The sequence below is a fragment of the Enterobacter cloacae complex sp. P47BA genome (assembly GCF_014930485.1).
In the GTDB taxonomy this organism is placed as follows: domain Bacteria; phylum Pseudomonadota; class Gammaproteobacteria; order Enterobacterales; family Enterobacteriaceae; genus Enterobacter; species Enterobacter bugandensis.
Window position 1 is genome coordinate 48745 of sequence record NZ_JADBRF010000016.1, and the last position, 17020, is coordinate 65764.

The 17020-nt window shown below is 56.2% G+C and carries 17 protein-coding genes; 4 read left to right on the forward strand and 13 right to left on the reverse strand.

Going from position 1 to position 17020, the window contains the following annotated elements; all coding sequences use genetic code 11:
• Nucleotides 1–387 precede the first annotated feature (387 nt).
• The gene (locus IM299_RS16435) at nt 388–669 is read left to right on the forward strand and encodes a YjcB family protein (protein WP_048957473.1); all 282 of its coding nucleotides are present in this window, start codon (nt 388–390) and stop codon (nt 667–669) included.
• A gap of 59 nt (nt 670–728) precedes the next feature.
• Here IM299_RS16435 and ssb1 read toward each other — a convergent pair whose 3' ends face one another.
• The gene (ssb1, locus tag IM299_RS16440; protein ID WP_048957472.1) at nt 729–1253 is read right to left on the reverse strand and encodes a single-stranded DNA-binding protein SSB1; all 525 of its coding nucleotides are present in this window, start codon (nt 1251–1253) and stop codon (nt 729–731) included.
• 251 nt (nt 1254–1504) lie between these two features.
• Here ssb1 and uvrA point away from each other — a divergent pair, with 251 nt between their 5' ends.
• Nucleotides 1505–4327 (forward strand): excinuclease ABC subunit UvrA, encoded by a 2823-nt coding sequence (uvrA, locus tag IM299_RS16445; protein ID WP_041911534.1) that lies wholly within the window; start codon nt 1505–1507, stop codon nt 4325–4327.
• 3 nt (nt 4328–4330) lie between these two features.
• On the opposite strand, the gene IM299_RS16450 is transcribed toward uvrA, so the two are convergent.
• The 6 genes from IM299_RS16450 to dnaB all read right to left on the reverse strand — a co-directional run bounded on the left by IM299_RS16450 (nt 4331) and on the right by dnaB (nt 9959).
• A complete protein-coding gene (locus tag IM299_RS16450) occupies nt 4331–4684 on the reverse strand; it encodes an MmcQ/YjbR family DNA-binding protein (RefSeq protein WP_048957471.1) in 354 nt (117 codons plus the stop codon).
• 2 nt (nt 4685–4686) lie between these two features.
• Nucleotides 4687–5103, reverse strand: a complete 417-nt coding sequence (locus IM299_RS16455) for a secondary thiamine-phosphate synthase enzyme YjbQ (RefSeq protein ID WP_041911536.1) — start codon at nt 5101–5103, stop codon at nt 4687–4689.
• A gap of 112 nt (nt 5104–5215) precedes the next feature.
• Complete coding sequence (gene aphA, locus IM299_RS16460) at nt 5216–5929, reverse strand: acid phosphatase AphA (protein WP_041911537.1); 714 nt, start codon at nt 5927–5929, stop codon at nt 5216–5218.
• A 218-nt stretch (nt 5930–6147) separates the two neighbouring features.
• Complete coding sequence (tyrB, locus tag IM299_RS16465; RefSeq protein ID WP_045260940.1) at nt 6148–7341, reverse strand: aromatic amino acid transaminase; 1194 nt, start codon at nt 7339–7341, stop codon at nt 6148–6150.
• Nucleotides 7342–7450: 109 nt separating this feature from the next.
• Nucleotides 7451–8530: an alanine racemase gene (alr, locus tag IM299_RS16470; protein WP_045260941.1), complete on the reverse strand. Its 1080-nt coding sequence runs from the start codon at nt 8528–8530 to the stop codon at nt 7451–7453.
• A gap of 16 nt (nt 8531–8546) precedes the next feature.
• Entirely contained in the window at nt 8547–9959 is a 1413-nt protein-coding gene (dnaB, locus tag IM299_RS16475) for a replicative DNA helicase (protein ID WP_008503375.1), read from the reverse strand.
• 66 nt (nt 9960–10025) lie between these two features.
• On the opposite strand from dnaB, the gene IM299_RS16480 reads away from it, so the two are divergent.
• A complete protein-coding gene (locus tag IM299_RS16480; protein WP_193357820.1) occupies nt 10026–11009 on the forward strand; it encodes a quinone oxidoreductase in 984 nt (327 codons plus the stop codon).
• Nucleotides 11010–11193: 184 nt separating this feature from the next.
• On the opposite strand, the gene pspG is transcribed toward IM299_RS16480, so the two are convergent.
• The 4 genes from pspG to IM299_RS16500 form a co-directional block, all read right to left on the reverse strand.
• Nucleotides 11194–11436 (reverse strand): envelope stress response protein PspG, encoded by a 243-nt coding sequence (gene pspG / locus IM299_RS16485; RefSeq protein ID WP_028015168.1) that lies wholly within the window; start codon nt 11434–11436, stop codon nt 11194–11196.
• Between the two features lie 135 nt (nt 11437–11571).
• Nucleotides 11572–12567: a tRNA dihydrouridine(20/20a) synthase DusA gene (dusA, locus tag IM299_RS16490; RefSeq protein WP_048957468.1), complete on the reverse strand. Its 996-nt coding sequence runs from the start codon at nt 12565–12567 to the stop codon at nt 11572–11574.
• An 82-nt stretch (nt 12568–12649) separates the two neighbouring features.
• Nucleotides 12650–13909 carry a conjugal transfer protein TraF gene (gene traF / locus IM299_RS16495; RefSeq protein ID WP_227013142.1) on the reverse strand — a complete coding sequence of 420 codons (1260 nt, stop codon included), beginning with the start codon at nt 13907–13909 and terminating at the stop codon, nt 12650–12652.
• Between the two features lie 225 nt (nt 13910–14134).
• Nucleotides 14135–14623, reverse strand: coding sequence for a cupin domain-containing protein (locus IM299_RS16500; protein ID WP_069733683.1), 489 nt, complete (start codon nt 14621–14623; stop codon nt 14135–14137).
• Between the two features lie 115 nt (nt 14624–14738).
• Here IM299_RS16500 and zur point away from each other — a divergent pair, with 115 nt between their 5' ends.
• A complete protein-coding gene (zur, locus tag IM299_RS16505; RefSeq protein ID WP_028015164.1) occupies nt 14739–15251 on the forward strand; it encodes a zinc uptake transcriptional repressor Zur in 513 nt (170 codons plus the stop codon).
• A gap of 48 nt (nt 15252–15299) precedes the next feature.
• On the opposite strand, the gene IM299_RS16510 is transcribed toward zur, so the two are convergent.
• Nucleotides 15300–15509: a CsbD family protein gene (locus IM299_RS16510; RefSeq protein WP_003860314.1), complete on the reverse strand. Its 210-nt coding sequence runs from the start codon at nt 15507–15509 to the stop codon at nt 15300–15302.
• A gap of 120 nt (nt 15510–15629) precedes the next feature.
• Nucleotides 15630–16967, reverse strand: a complete 1338-nt coding sequence (dinF, locus tag IM299_RS16515) for an MATE family efflux transporter DinF (protein ID WP_193357822.1) — start codon at nt 16965–16967, stop codon at nt 15630–15632.
• Nucleotides 16968–17020: the final 53 nt, after the last annotated feature.

Sequence of the window (17020 nt, forward strand, 5' to 3'; positions counted from 1 at the left end):
CGGCATGAAAAAAGTACAACACCAACGTGAGGTTTCATCCTATTTCTGCGGGTATATTTTGTTCGTTGTTTTATAAATAATCAGACATCACCACAATATTATCAGAAAATAATGCGCCCCCTAAAAACGGCACGGCTGGCCGTCTCTCTGCCTCCAGATGCTCTTCCCCACTTACCCGACGGGATTACCTCAGCGCGTTGTGGATCCGCCTCCCCCTGTGCGAAGGCGGTCCCGAACCGCATGCTCTTTTTTTCGGGTAATAAAATCCCCTTTTTTGGCTACGCAGACACTGGCGAATAAATCAACAAATGTGATATATTTCACACATATTGTGTAACGAGAAACACTGTTTCATTCAGTTCGTCTGTTTTGTAGAGGATGGGTTTTATGGCAACCATTACTACCAGCATGGTTCTCCTGCGCTGGCCCTTGTTGAGTGCGTTTTTGATGTTTTTAGCCAGCACGCTGAACATTCAGTTTCGTAAATCCGACTACGCGGGTCTTGCCGTCATCAGTACCCTGCTAGGGCTTGGCGCGGCTTGCTGGTTCGCAACGGGCCTGCTGGGCATCACCCTGCTGGATATGGCCGCCGTCTGGGAAAATATTAAAGTAGTGATGGTTGAGGCGATGAGCCACACGCCACCAGACTGGCCGATGGTCATTACCTGATCCCTTCAGCAACAAAAAACCCAGACGATGTCTGGGTTTTTTGTTTTAGCATCCGTTGATCAGAACGGGATGTCGTCGTCGAAGTCCATTGGCGGTTCGTTAGACGGGGCAGGAGCAGACTGCTGCTGCGGACGAGACTGCGCGCCGCCGCTGAACTGGTTGCCGCCCTGTGGCTGCTGAGGCTGACCCCAACCGCCCTGCTGCTGGCTGCCACCGGCTGGTGCGCCGCCGCCCTGACGGCCACCCAGCATCTGCATGGTGCCGCCAACGTTCACCACCACTTCCGTGGTGTACTTCTCAGCGCCGGACTGATCGGTCCATTTGCGGGTACGCAACTGGCCTTCGATATAGACCTGAGAACCTTTACGCAGATACTCACCGGCTACTTCTGCCAGTTTGCCAAACAGCACAACGCGGTGCCATTCGGTCTGCTCTTTCATTTCACCGGTCGCTTTATCACGCCAGGATTCGGAAGTAGCCAGCGTAATGTTGGCAACTGCGCCACCACTCGGCATGTAGCGTACTTCCGGGTCCTGGCCCAGATTACCGACGAGAATCACCTTGTTTACGCCTCTGCTGGCCATGTTCGTGTCTCCTGAATACGTTTCTTAATAGTGTAAACGCGCGAGTGTACCATTTCCACGCGGCAATTTGCATAGTTGCGTGGTCGGTTCAGAAATATCCCGCGAACTCGACATTGTTACACAGCGAATCAGAAAATGCATTCCAATACTGTATATTCAAACAGGTCAAATTGTGTCATAATTAGCCGTTTCTGACAGCCGTTTGTCCTTCAAACAAACCAGGCAATCCGTGTTCCAACCGGGAAAGGTGAATGGATAAGATCGAAGTTCGGGGCGCCCGCACCCATAATCTCAAGAATATCAACCTCATAATCCCTCGCGACAAACTCATCGTCGTGACCGGGCTTTCGGGGTCTGGCAAATCCTCACTGGCTTTCGACACTTTGTATGCCGAAGGACAGCGTCGTTACGTCGAATCACTTTCTGCGTACGCGCGTCAGTTCCTGTCGCTGATGGAAAAACCGGATGTCGATCATATTGAAGGGTTATCGCCTGCTATCTCTATTGAGCAGAAGTCTACCTCGCATAACCCGCGTTCAACGGTCGGTACCATTACCGAAATCCATGACTACCTGCGTCTGCTGTATGCCCGCGTGGGTGAGCCGCGCTGCCCGGACCACGATGTCCCGCTGGCGGCACAGACCGTGAGCCAGATGGTGGATAACGTGCTGTCGCAGCCGGAAGGCAAACGCCTGATGCTGCTGGCACCGATCATCAAAGAGCGTAAAGGCGAGCACACCAAAACGCTGGAGAACCTGGCAAGCCAGGGCTATATCCGCGCCCGTATCGACGGCGAAGTGTGTGACCTGTCCGATCCGCCAAAGCTTGAGCTGCAAAAGAAGCACACCATCGAAGTGGTGATTGACCGCTTTAAGGTGCGTGACGATCTCGCCACGCGTCTGGCTGAATCCTTTGAAACCGCGCTGGAACTCTCTGGCGGCACGGCCGTGGTCTCCGACATGGACGACCCGAAAGCGGAAGAGCTGCTCTTCTCCGCCAACTTCGCCTGCCCGATTTGCGGCTACAGCATGCGCGAGCTGGAACCGCGCCTGTTCTCGTTCAACAACCCGGCGGGCGCGTGCCCGACCTGTGACGGTCTGGGCGTGCAGCAGTATTTCGATCCGGATCGCGTGATCCAGAACCCCGAGCTGTCGCTCGCGGGCGGTGCGATTCGCGGCTGGGATAAGCGTAACTTCTACTACTTCCAGATGCTGAAGTCCCTGGCGGAGCACTACAAATTCGACGTTGAAGCGCCGTGGGCGAGCCTGAGCCCGAACGTGCACAAAGTGATCCTGTTCGGTTCCGGCAAAGAGAACATCGAGTTCAAATATATGAACGATCGCGGCGATACCTCTGTGCGTCGCCACCCGTTCGAAGGGGTGCTGCACAATATGGAGCGCCGCTACAAAGAGACCGAATCCAGCGCGGTGCGCGAGGAGCTGGCGAAGTTCATCAGCAACCGCTCCTGCGCCACCTGCGAGGGCACGCGTCTGCGTCGCGAAGCGCGCCACGTGTTTGTGGAAAACACGGCGCTGCCGACCATCTCAGACATGAGCATCGGCCACGCAATGGACTTCTTCAACAACCTGAAGCTTTCCGGCCAGCGTGCGAAAATCGCCGAAAAAGTGCTGAAAGAGATCGGCGATCGCCTCAAGTTCCTCGTGAACGTTGGCCTGAACTACCTGACGCTTTCCCGCTCGGCGGAAACGCTCTCCGGCGGTGAAGCCCAGCGTATCCGTCTGGCGAGCCAGATTGGCGCGGGCTTAGTCGGCGTGATGTACGTGCTGGATGAACCGTCCATCGGCCTGCACCAGCGCGACAACGAGCGTCTGCTCGGCACACTGATCCACCTGCGCAATCTCGGCAACACGGTAATCGTGGTGGAGCACGACGAAGACGCAATTCGCGCCGCAGACCACGTGATCGACATCGGCCCGGGCGCGGGCGTGCACGGCGGCCAGGTGGTGGCGGAAGGTACGCTGAAGGACATTATGGCGGTGCCCGAGTCGCTGACCGGCCAGTACATGAGCGGCAAGCGCAAAATTGAAGTGCCAAAACAGCGCGTCGCGGCGAACCCGGAAAAAGTGCTGAAGCTCACAGGAGCGCGCGGCAACAACCTGAAGGACGTCACCCTGACGCTGCCGGTTGGCCTGTTTACCTGCATTACCGGCGTGTCCGGTTCCGGTAAATCGACGCTGATCAACGATACGCTGTTCCCGATTGCGCAGACGGCGCTGAACGGCGCGACGCTGGCCGAGCCTGCACCGTACCGCGATATTCAGGGGCTGGAGCATTTCGACAAGGTTATCGACATCGACCAGAGCCCGATTGGCCGTACGCCGCGTTCCAACCCGGCGACCTATACCGGCGTTTTCACGCCCGTACGTGAACTCTTCGCCGGCGTGCCGGAAGCGCGTTCGCGAGGGTATACGCCAGGACGTTTCAGCTTTAACGTGCGCGGCGGCCGCTGTGAAGCGTGTCAGGGCGACGGCGTGATCAAGGTTGAGATGCACTTCCTGCCGGATATCTACGTGCCGTGCGACCAGTGCAAAGGCAAGCGCTATAACCGCGAAACGCTGGAGATTAAGTACAAAGGCAAGACCATCCACGAAGTGCTGGACATGACCATCGAAGAGGCGCGCGAGTTCTTTGACGCCGTCCCTGCGCTGGCGCGTAAGCTGCAGACGCTGATGGACGTAGGCCTGACCTACATTCGCCTGGGGCAGTCAGCAACAACCCTGTCCGGCGGTGAGGCGCAGCGCGTGAAGCTGGCGCGCGAGCTGTCCAAGCGTGGTACCGGCCAGACGCTCTACATTCTGGATGAGCCGACCACCGGCCTGCACTTTGCGGATATCCAGCAGTTGCTTGAGGTGCTGCATCAGCTGCGCGATCAGGGCAACACGATTGTGGTCATCGAACATAATCTGGACGTGATTAAAACTGCGGACTGGATTGTCGATCTCGGCCCGGAAGGCGGCAGCGGCGGGGGTGAAATCCTCGTCTCCGGTACGCCAGAGACCGTTGCAGAGTGCGAGGCCTCGCACACCGCGCGCTTCCTTAAACCGTTGCTGTAATTGTTACACGGAGAGCTGCTGTCGGGTCGCTTCCGGCAGCAGTTCAACCGCCTGCTTGTAGGACGCATCCACCAGATAGTAAATTTGCGAGCCGGGCAGCGAGCCGTCCAGATAAACGGTACTCCAGTGCGCCTTATTGAGGTGCTGGCTCGGCCTCACATCATCATGCTGCTGACGTAATAGATCCGCCAGTTCCGGGCTGGTTTTCAGCGACGCCGCCGGGCGCCCTTCAACCTCTTTCACCATCGCAAACAGCACGTCTCCCACTTTGATCTGCGTGGCTTTCCAGTCGCTGTGAACGCTTTGTTCCGCGCCAGGCTTGTTCATGCAATACTGAAGTATCTCCGAAATTGTCATCTTTATTCCCCTTGTAGCGTTGCGATAATTTTACGCGAACCACCGTGAATGCGATGTTCTCCCAGCCAGATCCCTTGCCACGTTCCCAGCATTAGCCGCCCGTTATGAACCGGCAGCATCAGCGATACGCCCAGCAGAGAAGATTTGATATGCGAAGGCATGTCATCTGCGCCTTCATAATCGTGCTCGTAGGGGGCGTTGTCCGGAACCGTCTTCAGGAAATGGTGTTCCATATCAGACCGGACGGTAGGGTCGCAATTTTCATTAAGCGTGAGGGAGGCTGACGTGTGCTGAAGCAGCAGATGCAGTAAACCCGTTTTGACGCGCGACAGGTCGCGGAGTTGCCCGATGACTTCGTCCGTCACAAGGTGAAACCCGCGGGGTTTAGCGCTTAAGGTCAGGGTCTGTTGATACCACATGAGCTGCTCCGTTCTGAAAGATGAATCTTTCTAAGTGTGCAGCAAGAAGGCGAAAGGTAAAACCCGCAGCGGCGGATTTGTTCAAAAAAGAATCAAACCCGCCGCTCAAGAACTAATACTCGGAGTTAACAATCACCTCCTCGCCAAACTTGCCTGCCATCGGCAGCGGTCGATAGGTCGAGTTAGAGGCACGCAGCACCCGGATCGCTCTGGCTCCCACATCCTGCGCCGCGGTAATGTCGTTATCCGAATCACCGTAGAACACTTTGATGTTTTTCTGCTCCAGCCACTGGGTTTTGGTGTTTTGTCCCTCTTTATCACCGGCAAAAATGACCGGATTCATGCTGGCTGCCGGGATCTGAAAATCGTCCTGCAGGGTTTTGGAGACGGTCTCCGTTTTGGTCTGGCTACGGCCGGTGACAAAGTAAATGCTGTCGCCGCGCTTAACGTGCATGGCGATCAGCGCGCGGGCCACCTCTTTCGGAATGCTGAACTCATCCCAGCCGTTATTCATTTTTTCCCAGAACTCCGGGTTCTTCAGATACGCTTCGCTGTCCGGAGAATACGTTTTCTTGCCACGCCAGAAGCCAGGGCTTGAAAACAGCACGGTATCGTCAATGTCGAAGCCCACGGCCATTGGCGGGCGGCCCATCAGGCTGTTTTCGATTTGGGCCACGGAAACCCAGTGAATGGGTGCCTGCTCGGCAAGGATGGCGGCGGTGGTGCCGGTGTAAAGCGGCGTCGGTGCGGAAGCTCGCGCGACGACGGCGCTATTAAGCGAGAACAATAAGCAGGCGGCGCTGAGCGCCAGTGTGATCTTGCGCATATTTTCCCCTGAATATTCAGTTTGTTATCTTTATATTTTGAGTGGATGGTCAAAAATCTATCCGACCATAACCCCGGCGGGAGGGGAAGGAAAGGAGTTTTTACTTATAAAGATGAATAAAAAGAAGACGATCACAAAGTGCCGGGGGACGTGTTTATGCGGTCTGATGCCCTCACCCCAGCCCTCTCCCACGGGGAGAGGGCTGGGTTAGTGAGCATTTACATTACAGCAGCAAACGCCTGCGCCACGCGCTGGACGTTGCCGGCATTCAGGCCCGCCACGCACATACGGCCGCTGGCGATCAGGTAGACGCCGAACTCGTCACGCAGGCGATCGACCTGTGCCGCGCTCAGTCCGGTATAGCTGAACATCCCGCGCTGCTTGAGCAGATAGTCGAAGTTATGCCCCGGCACCGCCTCTTTCAGCACGTTAACAAGTTCCTGACGCATCGACAGAATGCGCTTGCGCATCGCTTCCACTTCCGCAAGCCAGGTGGCTTTCAGCTGTTCGTCGCCCAGAACGGTCGCCACCACCTGCGCACCAAAGTTCGGCGGGCTGGAGTAAATACGGCGGACCGTCGCTTTCAGTTGGCCGAGAACGCGCCCCGCGGCTTCGGCGTCTTCACACACCACGGACAGACCGCCAACACGCTCACCGTAGAGAGAGAAGATTTTTGAGAAGGAGTTGCTGACCAGCGCTGGCAGCCCGGCGCTGGCAACGGCGCGGATGGCGTAAGCATCTTCTTCCATGCCCGCGCCAAAGCCCTGATAGGCGATGTCGAGGAACGGGATCAAATTACGTGCCTTCAGCACCTCGATCACCGCATCCCACTGGGCATTGGTGAGGTCCGCCCCGGTCGGGTTATGGCAGCATGGGTGCAGCAGCACGATGCTGCGCGCCGGCAGGGTGTTCAGTTTTTCCAGCAGCGCTTCGACGCGCACGCCGTTGGTTTCGCTGTCGAACCACGGATAGGTCTCGACCTTAAAGCCCGCACCTTCAAAGATGGCCACGTGGTTTTCCCACGTCGGGTCGCTGACCCACACGCCGGAATCCGGGAAATATTTTTTCAGGAAATCTGCGCCTACCTTCAGCGCACCCGAGCCGCCCAGCGTCTGGATAGTCGCCACGCGCTTTTGTGCGAGCACCGCGTGGTCCGCACCAAACAGCAGCGGCGCAATCGTATTACGGTAGGTGTTTAACCCTTCCATCGGCAAATAAAGCGAAGCACCGTGCGGGGTTGCGTTAAGACGTGCTTCGGCTTCGGCAACGGCTTTCAGTTGAGGAATGATGCCGTCCTCGTTGTAATAAAGACCAATGCTGAGATTCACTTTATCGCTGCGAGGATCTTCTTTGAAACGCTCCATCAAGGAGAGAATAGGGTCGCCGGCGTAGGCGTCTACTTTCTGAAACACGCGATGTTCTCCGGATTATTATGAGGCAGGGTTTTCAACAATAAACCGGAAGCGGAATAAGATCGAGGGGATGTTAACAGAAGCGGGATGCATCGCATCCCGTTAAAGCTTAGTCGATGTATTTCATCGCCACCCGCGACGTCAGACGCGTAATAAGTTCGTAAGCACTTACTTTTGTAATCTCAGCAATGCGTTCAACGGGCAGACCTTCACCCCACATCACCGCATCGTCGCCCGCTTTATCCTGCGCGCCGGGCCCAAGATCCACGCAAATCATGTCCATCGCCACGCGGCCGACAATTTTCACTTCACGACCATTGACCAGCACCGGCGTGCCCGTTGGTGCCGCGCGCGGATAGCCGTCGCCGTAGCCCATCGCCACCACGCCAAGCCGCGTGTCGCGCTCGCTGGTCCAGGTACCGCCGTAACCCACCGGCTCGCCCGCTTTGTGCTCCCGCACGGCAATCAGCTTTGATACCAGCGACATCACCGGCTTAAAGCCTAAGTCCGGCCCCCAGGGTTTATTCTCTAGTGGGGAAACGCCATACAGAATAATCCCCGGACGCGCCCAGTCGAAGTGGGACTGCGGCCACAGCAGAATGCCGCCGGATGCCGCAATGGAGCGCATTCCCGGCTTGCCTTCGCAGAAGGTGTTGAAGATATCAAGCTGCTGCTCGGTTGCGCCACATTCGGGCTCATCGGCACGGGCAAAGTGGCTGACGATATTGACCGGCTGACGCACATTTTTGCACTGGCACAAACGCTGATAAAACGCCTCCGCGTTTTCCGGACGCACGCCCAGCCTGTGCATGCCCGTGTCGAGCTTCATCCAGACGGTGACCTGCTCGCTCAGTTCAGCCGTTTCCAGCGCGGCCAGTTGTTCTTCGTTGTGTACCGCCGTGTGCAGCTGCTGGTCTGCAATGGTCGGCAGATCCGACGCTTCAAAAAAGCCTTCAAGGAGCAGAATCGGTTGCGTAATGCCGCCTGCGCGCAGGCGGAGAGCTTCTTCGAGACGGGCGACGCCAAAGGCGTCGGCATCGGGGAGCGTTCGCGCGGTCTCAAGAAGACCGTGTCCGTAAGCGTTCGCTTTCACGACTGCAACGAGCCTGCTGGCGGGCGCCAGTTCACGCAGACGTTGCAGGTTGTGTCGCAGAGCGCGGCGGTTAATCACAACAGTTGCCGCTTGCATTTGAATTCCTTAGAAATTACTCATCATCATATTGAGGACCGGCATAGTTGTCGAAACGCGACCACTGTCCGTTAAAGGTCAGACGTACCGTACCGATGGGGCCGTTACGTTGCTTACCAATAATAATTTCGGCGATCCCTTTCAGGTCGCTGTTCTCGTGATAGACCTCATCACGGTAGATGAACATGATTAAGTCGGCATCCTGCTCAATGGAGCCGGATTCACGCAGGTCGGAGTTGACCGGGCGTTTGTCTGCACGCTGTTCCAGGGAGCGGTTAAGCTGCGACAGCGCCACTACCGGCACGTGCAGCTCTTTAGCTAACGCCTTGAGCGAGCGGGAAATCTCTGCAATTTCCAGCGTACGGTTGTCGGAGAGCGACGGGACGCGCATCAGCTGAAGGTAGTCGATCATGATAAGGCCGATGCCGCCGTGTTCACGGGCGATGCGGCGCGCGCGGGAGCGCACTTCCGTCGGCGTCAGGCCGGAGGAGTCATCGATGTAGATGTTCCGTTTTTCCAGCAGAATGCCCATGGTGCCGGAGATGCGCGCCCAGTCCTCGTCGTCGAGCTGGCCGGTACGGATGCGGGTCTGATCCACGCGCGACAGGGATGCCAGAGAACGCATCATAATCTGCTCCGAGGGCATCTCGAGACTGAAAATAAGCACCGGCTTATCCTGCAACATCGCCGCGTTTTCGACGAGGTTCATCGCAAATGTCGTTTTACCCATCGACGGACGCGCCGCGACGATAATTAAATCCGACGGCTGTAAACCGGCAGTTTTTTTGTTCAGATCGTCATAGCCGGTGTTTACCCCGGTCACACCGTCGTGCGGCTGCTGGAAAAGCTGCTCTATACGCGCAACGGTGGCGTCGAGCACGTCGGCGATGTTTTTCGGGCCTTCATCTTTGTTGGCACGGCTTTCGGCGATTTTAAAGACGCGGGACTCGGCAAGGTCGAGCAGGTCTTCGCTGGTGCGGCCCTGCGGGTCGAATCCGGCTTCGGCGATTTCGTTCGCTACCGAGATCATCTCGCGGACGACGGCACGTTCGCGCACGATGTCGGCGTAAGCGCTGATGTTCGCCGCACTTGGCGTGTTTTTTGACAGTTCTGCCAGGTAGGCAAAGCCGCCAACGCTGTCCAGCTGCCCCTGACGCTCCAGCGATTCCGCGAGTGTGATCAGGTCAATCGGGCTACCCGACTCCTGCAGGCGCGCCATTTCGGTAAAGATATGGCGGTGCGGACGGGTGTAGAAATCTTCAGACACTACGCGCTCGGCGACGTCGTCCCAGCGTTCGTTATCCAGCATTAAACCGCCCAACACCGACTGTTCCGCTTCAATCGAGTGCGGCGGGACTTTTAACCCTGCGACCTGGAAATCACGCTCGCGAGGTTCAGTCTGTTTGTTGAAGGGTTTGTTTCCTGCCATAGTGAATGGAGTTACCGAGATAAAGAGTGGGTCGAAAGATTACCATATTTTTCTTACGGAGGGAGCATGGCAACGCGCATTGAGTTCCAGAAACACGGCGGTCCTGAAGTGCTGAAAGCGGTGGAGTTTACCCCCGCTGCGCCTCGCGAGAACGAAATTCAGGTGGAAAACAGAGCTATCGGCATTAACTACATTGATACCTATATTCGAGGCGGTCTCTACCCACCTCCGTCAATGCCGAGCGGCCTGGGCACTGAGGCGGCCGGCATCGTCAGCAAAGTGGGCAGTGCGGTTAAGCACATTAAAGAAGGCGATCGTGTGGTATATGCACAGTCTGCCCTGGGCGCTTACAGCTCCGTCCACAACGTCCCGGCGGATAAAGCCGCCCTGCTGCCTAACGCCATCTCCTTTGAGCAGGCGGCGGCCTCCTTCCTGAAAGGCTTAACCGTTTACTACCTGCTGCGTAAAACCTACGAGATTAAACCCGACGAGCAGTTCCTGTTTCATGCTGCCGCCGGTGGCGTGGGGCTGATTGCCTGCCAGTGGGCAAAAGCCCTGGGCGCAAAGCTGATCGGCACCGTGGGCAATGCCCAAAAAGCGCAGCGCGCGCTGCAGGCGGGCGCCTGGCAGGTGATTAACTACCGTGAAGAGAGCATCGTCGAGCGGCTAAAAGAGATCACCGGCGGCAAAAAAGTACGCGTCGTGTATGACTCGGTGGGGAAAGACACCTGGGAAGCGTCGCTGGACTGCCTGCAGCGTCGCGGGCTGATGGTGAGCTTTGGTAACGCCTCAGGCGCTGTCACCGGCGTCAATCTCGGCATTCTGAATCAGAAAGGGTCGCTGTACGTGACGCGCCCTTCTTTGCAGGGTTACATCACCAACCGGGAAGAACTGGAGGAAGCCAGCAACGAGCTGTTCTCGCTAATAGCCAGCGGCGTGATTAAGGTGGATGTGGCGGATGCGCAGAAATACCCGCTAACCGATGCGCAGCGCGCGCATGAGGTGCTGGAAAGCCGGGCGACGCAGGGTTCAAGTTTGCTAATTCCCTGACCCCCAAAAAGAAATTGGGCTTCCCGTGGGAAGCCCTTTCTTTTTTTAGTTCGGCTGTATGTAGGGTACAGCTCGATGAATTCTGTAGCGGCAGCCATAGTGACAGATTCGATAAGTAAATCCTATTCTGTTCTAAGCCATGCTGCCGGGAAAGTTACAAGTATGTGACGAACCCCTCAATACCTTAGTAACGGAAGCGGTTATTGCGCTGATAAGTCGGCAGTTTTGGCGCTTTAATCGCCCGTATTACCCACACCACGGCGATAGCCAGCAGCAGCCACGGCAGCAGTTTGATCGTCAGGGCAAATAATCCGCCGATAAACATAACTACCGTGGCCACAACGAGCGCGGCCAGAATGCCGAGCAGCGACACGCCCGTGACCATCAGCATGACAAAAAAGCCAATCACAAAAAGTAGTTCAAGCATGGTGCTCTCCCACGAGTTCCCGAATGATACTGCAATCATTACAAGAATCATGCCAAAGCTAACCTATTGTTCTTAAAGCAAAACGCCCCGCGAGGATCCGCAGGGCGTAGTGAATTTGACGATCTTTTAGCGAAATTATCGCTTATCCGCCACCAGCCGCAGCGCATGTTCAAGCACCTCAATATCGGCACCGGCTTTATGCGCGTTCTCACTGAGGTAGCGACGCCACTGGCGCGCGCCCGGAATACCCTGGAACAGGCCAAGCATATGGCGGGTGATGTGGCCAAGATAGGTGCCATTGCTCAACTCGCGCTCAATGTAAGGGTACATGGCACGCACGACGGTAACCGGATCGGTGTCTGCGCCTGCAACGTCAAAGATTTCGCGGTCGACGGTCGCCAGAATGCCCGGATTTTGATACGCCTCGCGCCCGACCATCACGCCATCCATATGCTCAAGGTGCGCTTTCGCCTCTTCCAGCGACGTAATACCGCCGTTGATTGACATCGTCAGGTGCGGGAAATCACGTTTCAGCTGGTACACGCGCGGGTAGTCCAGCGGCGGGATCTCACGGTTCTCTTTCGGGCTAAGGCCTGAAAGCCAGGCTTTGCGGGCGTGGATGATAAACATCTCACACTCGCCTTTCCCTGACACCGTATTGATGAAATCACACAGGAATTCGTAGCTGTCCTGGTCGTCGATGCCGATACGGGTTTTGACCGTCACCGGAATGGAGACCACATCGCGCATCGCTTTGATGCAGTCAGCCACCAGCTGTGCGTTGCCCATCAGACAGGCGCCGAACATGCCGTTTTGCACGCGGTCGGAAGGGCAGCCGACGTTCAGGTTGATCTCGTCGTAGCCGCGTTCTTCCGCCAGCTTTGCACACTGGGCCAGCGCGACCGGATCGCTGCCCCCCAACTGCAGCGCAACCGGATGCTCTTCTTCACTGTATGCCAGGTAGTCGCCCTTACCGTGAATAATTGCGCCCGTGGTCACCATTTCGGTGTACAGCAGCGTATGGCGGGAGAGCTGGCGCAGGAAATAGCGGCAGTGTCTGTCCGTCCAGTCGAGCATTGGCGCAATAGAGAAACGGTGTGCAGGAAAAGCAGTCTGGTGTTCTGACGACATGGCGAAGTTTTAAGCATCTGGTGGAAAAGGGGCGCTACTATAGCACAAAGAAAAGCCGGAGGCGCAGCGCCCCCGGTGTACTTTAGAACGTCATGCTCAGCTGAGCCCCTGCGCCCCAGGTTTCGTCCTCGCCATACAGACCCATCAGGTCAACATGAACGGTATTGAACGGCGCGAAACCGACACCGCCGGTAAAGACGTTGCTGTCGTTCCCTTTCATATCCGCACGATAACCGGCACGCACCGCCAGCCAGCTCAGCGGAGTCACTTCAGCACCGACCCCAACATACTGCGACGTATCTTCGCTCTTAAATCCTTTGGTTTCGGTCAGATCGCCATCGGCGGTCAGGGTCACCAGATCGTTGTGCCAGGCAGCGCCCGCGGTCACCAGCGGACGGATCTGGTAGGTGTCTTTATAGCTCACCACTTCCCCCGTACTCCCGTTGCGGATGCGGATATCTTTGGTGTCGATATCGCGCGACATCAGGTTTTGCCCGCTCACGCCGACCGTCCAGTTTTCGCCAAAATCAGCGGCAATACCGGCATCGACGTTAAAGCCGGTATCGTCTGTACGGTAGCGGCTATCGTTCCACTTATTACTGTCGTAATCGTAGATCGAGGTGGTGTAGTTATAGATCCAGCTTTTTTGCAGTTTTGGCGTCACGCCCACGGAAACCGGAACGCCGCCAAGGTCAAACTGGCGGGCAACGGCAATACCGTAGTCGGAGATAATCGCCGCCCGACCGGACGCCGTTGAGTTGAGGTTTTTAGTGATCTGGTCCGTACCGTTCAGCGCAGCGTCCAGGGCAACGCCGGCAGCCACCAGATTGCTTCTTTGAATACCGCGCAGATAATCAATATCCTGCTGGTCGATAGACGAACTTACCCGGCCATGGGCGTACCCTTTCGCCATAAAGGCCACGGAAAGCACATCGTTAGGGATACTCACGGCAAGGCCTGCTCCTGCCGTCGCGCGAGCGGTTTTGCCCTTGAGATAGTCCAGCTCATCGGCCAGATCTTTGGCCGCGCCCTGGAACTGGTTGATGGAGCCTAACGGATTAGTAATAACCTCGATTGGCGTAAGGTTATCAACCACATCCTTATAGTGATTGATTTTGTCGTTGATGGTATCAATCTCATCCTGAAGATTGTCCTCATCCGTTACCTGCACCCCAACGGACGGCAAAATGACCGTCACGTCATCGTCCGGTTTTGCCTTTGCCAGCAGCGCAGGGTTAATTAACGCCCCGCTACCATAATTGCCCGAAGCAACGCCGGTGCCCCCCATCGCGTCGCTACGTGATTCTGTCCAGGTATTGGCTGCTCCCGCCTGATTTGCCATAAACAAGGAGACAGCGATGCTAACCACCGAAAATTTAAAATGTTTTTTCACAGTATGCCCGTCTTATAGTCTGTTATGAAATAACCCCTGTCTGTTATCCCCCAAACAGGCGCGAACTATTGCTGTGAATAAAGATAAAAAGACCCGCTAATTCATTCCCTAAGTAAAACTTCCTTACGGCCTGTTGTAATTTGTGACGGCCCTCAATATTTATAGAAGAGGAAATTATTTTTTCCCAGGTTTTCCATCGTGCGGCCCAAAAAACTGTGGCGGATGGTCTACCCAGCGATCTTCCCGCGTGGCGGCATAAACCGGATTGAACGGATAGTAGATGCGGTTGTGCTTCTTGTTGGCCTCCCCCACCACCAGTAGCCGAACCTCTTCCTCTGTGTTGTTGATAAAGGTGTGGCACACCCCCGTTCCGGCGGGAAAGCCCACGCTGTCTCCGGGTTCGAGTTTCCACAAATAGCCATTAATCCAGGCTTCAGGATAGCCCTCAAGCACGTAGATAAACTCTTCTTCGTCACTTTCCGCATGGGGATAGGACGTCCGACGCCCCGGCGGTAAACGTTCATGATGAATGCCTATACGCCTGAGGCCCAGGCTGCGCGCCAGCGGCGATCCGATGGAAAAAAGCTCGTTACTGTCGGGGTAGGTGGCGTCATCTGGCCCTTCTACGTCGCGCCAGTGCTTGATACAGTCTGGTTTTTTCATTGTTACATTCCCGGTTTGCGATGCGTCAGGTATAGCACAGCCTGGCGGATATCGGTGTTTTTGCCAGAACATGATAAAGTGAGGGTTTTATCTCCCAGAACATCCGAGGTGCTAAATGGATAAGTCCACAAAAGAGCTGTTAGCGCAGGCCGAAAAGCTGTGCGCGCAACGCAATGTGCGCCTGACCCCGCAGCGCCTTGAAGTCTTGCGCCTGATGAGCCTGCAACAGGGGGCGATCAGCGCCTACGATCTACTCGACCTGCTCCGCGAAAGCGAGCCGCAGGCTAAACCGCCCACGGTGTATCGCGCGCTGGATTTCCTGCTGGAACAAGGGTTTGTGCATAAAGTCGAATCCACAAACAGTTATGTCCTGTGCCATCTTTTCGATCAGCCAACGCATACATCGGCCATGTTTATCTGCGATCGTTGCGGCGTAGTGAAAGAAGAGGGAGCGGAAGGCGTAGAGGACATTATGCACACGCTGGCGGCAAAAATGGGTTTTGCCCTGCGTCATAACGTGATTGAAGCGCACGGGCTGTGTTCTGCATGCGTTGAGGTGGAAGCCTGTCGACATCAGGATGCGTGTCAGCACGACCACTCAATTCTGATAAAGAAAAAGCCGCGTTAGCAGCAAAAGAAAGGCGGCTCTTAAGCCGCCTCTGTGGGTCATTCAGCGCTACCAGCGGTAGTCGTTACGGGTTTCCCAGTCTTTAACTTCATTTTCCGCCTGGTCTTTCTCGTAGCCGTAACGTTCCTGAATTTTACCGACAAGCTGATCGCGCTTGCCTTCAATGACGGTCATATCGTCATCAGTCAGCTTACCCCACTGTTCTTTCGCTTTACCTTTGAACTGCTTCCAGTTGCCGCCGATTTCGTCTTTATTCATCATCGTGTCCTCTTAGTTAAGCGTCGGGTCGTAACGTCCGTTACGTTCTTTTCTGCTGGGCGTGATAAAAATTGTAGTTGAGGATTCGGCAGTTGATTTCATATTCGGAATCTTTAACCGTCACGATATATCGTGACGGGAAGGAAGCCAGGTATTATTTTGCCAGTGGCGATGCCAGATAAAGGCAAGCGAGAGGCCGCGCAGGGAGAGAAAGACCGCAAGCGCCAGCCACAAACCGTGATTACCCAGCCACGGAAGCGTCAGCAGCGTCAAACCAAACCCCGCCGCCGCAACCGCCATACTGTTGCGCATTTCCGCTCCGCGCGTCGCACCGATAAACATGCCGTCCAGCAGATAACACCACACTCCCACCACCGGCAAGATCACCTGCCAGACGATGTAGTGGTCCGCCAGTTCGCGTAAAGCCGGGATCGAAGTGAGTAATGCAATAATGTTACGGCCAAAACAGGCATAAATCAGTGCAAACGCCAGCGCGACCAGTCCCGCTTGTCGACAGGCTGCCCGCCAGACATCCCTAAGCTGCCCACTTTCCCGTGCGCCGTACGCCTGCCCGGAATGCGCCTCAACGGCGTAGGCGAAGCCGTCCAGCGCGTAGGCGGTAAACGTCAGCAATGTCATCAGGACCGCATTCACCGCGACGATCTCAGGCCCAAGACGGGCACCAAAAACCGTCAATGCGCCAAAACAGAGTTGTAGCAGAAGCGAGCGCAGCATGATGTCACGGTTGAGCGCCAGCAGTTTACGGATATTGCCGCGCCATGCGGTTTTCAGCATTACGAGGGATATTCCGCGCAAGGCCAGCACGCGCCAGACCATCCACAGCCCAATGAGTAAGGTTCCGTATTCGGCAATCGCCGTCGCCAGTGCCGCCCCGCGCACGTCCATATGCAGGCCCATCACCAGCCAGAGATCGAGCACAATGTTGAGAAGGTTTCCCACGACCAGCAAAATCACTGGCGCACGGGCGTATTGCACACCCAGTAACCAACCCAGCAGAACCAGGTTTGCCAGCGAAGCGGGCGCGCTGAGCCAGCGGATTTCCAGGAAGCGACGCGCCTGCTCCAGTACCGCCTCGCTGCCACCAACAACATGGAGCGCAAGGTCTATCAGGGGCGTGCGCAGTAAAACAATGAGTACCCCCGCGCCAAGCGCCAGGATCAGCGGCTGCACCAGCGCACGCGCCAGACGTAACGGATCTTTCGCACCATACGCCTGTGCGGTGAGCCCGGTGGTGCTCATACGCAAAAAGAGCAGCAGCATAAACAGAAAGCTGGTTGCCGTCGCGCCAATCGCCACGCCGCCAAGATAAACAGGGGAATCGAGATGACCAATAACGGCCGTATCGACCAGACCCAGCAAGGGCACGGTGATATTGGAGAAAATCATCGGCAGGGCAAGACGCCATAATGCCTTATCAGATGCCGTCAGCAGTGACATGAGAGATACCGGGAAGGGTAAATGAGACAGGCTACAGCGGAAGCGTAGCCTGT

What these genes read in the sequence shown, in the direction of transcription:
- IM299_RS16435 (WP_048957473.1), top strand. Translation starts at nt 388, where the DNA reads ATGGCAACCATTACTACCAGCATGGTTCTCCTGCGCTGGCCCTTGTTG.
- ssb1 (WP_048957472.1), bottom strand. Translation starts at nt 1,253, where the DNA reads ATGGCCAGCAGAGGCGTAAACAAGGTGATTCTCGTCGGTAATCTGGGC.
- uvrA (WP_041911534.1), top strand. Translation starts at nt 1,505, where the DNA reads ATGGATAAGATCGAAGTTCGGGGCGCCCGCACCCATAATCTCAAGAAT.
- IM299_RS16450 (WP_048957471.1), bottom strand. Translation starts at nt 4,684, where the DNA reads ATGACAATTTCGGAGATACTTCAGTATTGCATGAACAAGCCTGGCGCG.
- IM299_RS16455 (WP_041911536.1), bottom strand. Translation starts at nt 5,103, where the DNA reads ATGTGGTATCAACAGACCCTGACCTTAAGCGCTAAACCCCGCGGGTTT.
- aphA (WP_041911537.1), bottom strand. Translation starts at nt 5,929, where the DNA reads ATGCGCAAGATCACACTGGCGCTCAGCGCCGCCTGCTTATTGTTCTCG.
- alr (WP_045260941.1), bottom strand. Translation starts at nt 8,530, where the DNA reads ATGCAAGCGGCAACTGTTGTGATTAACCGCCGCGCTCTGCGACACAAC.
- dnaB (WP_008503375.1), bottom strand. Translation starts at nt 9,959, where the DNA reads ATGGCAGGAAACAAACCCTTCAACAAACAGACTGAACCTCGCGAGCGT.
- IM299_RS16480 (WP_193357820.1), top strand. Translation starts at nt 10,026, where the DNA reads ATGGCAACGCGCATTGAGTTCCAGAAACACGGCGGTCCTGAAGTGCTG.
- pspG (WP_028015168.1), bottom strand. Translation starts at nt 11,436, where the DNA reads ATGCTTGAACTACTTTTTGTGATTGGCTTTTTTGTCATGCTGATGGTC.
- dusA (WP_048957468.1), bottom strand. Translation starts at nt 12,567, where the DNA reads ATGTCGTCAGAACACCAGACTGCTTTTCCTGCACACCGTTTCTCTATT.
- traF (WP_227013142.1), bottom strand. Translation starts at nt 13,909, where the DNA reads ATGGCAAATCAGGCGGGAGCAGCCAATACCTGGACAGAATCACGTAGC.
- IM299_RS16500 (WP_069733683.1), bottom strand. Translation starts at nt 14,623, where the DNA reads ATGAAAAAACCAGACTGTATCAAGCACTGGCGCGACGTAGAAGGGCCA.
- zur (WP_028015164.1), top strand. Translation starts at nt 14,739, where the DNA reads ATGGATAAGTCCACAAAAGAGCTGTTAGCGCAGGCCGAAAAGCTGTGC.
- IM299_RS16510 (WP_003860314.1), bottom strand. Translation starts at nt 15,509, where the DNA reads ATGAATAAAGACGAAATCGGCGGCAACTGGAAGCAGTTCAAAGGTAAA.
- dinF (WP_193357822.1), bottom strand. Translation starts at nt 16,967, where the DNA reads ATGTCACTGCTGACGGCATCTGATAAGGCATTATGGCGTCTTGCCCTG.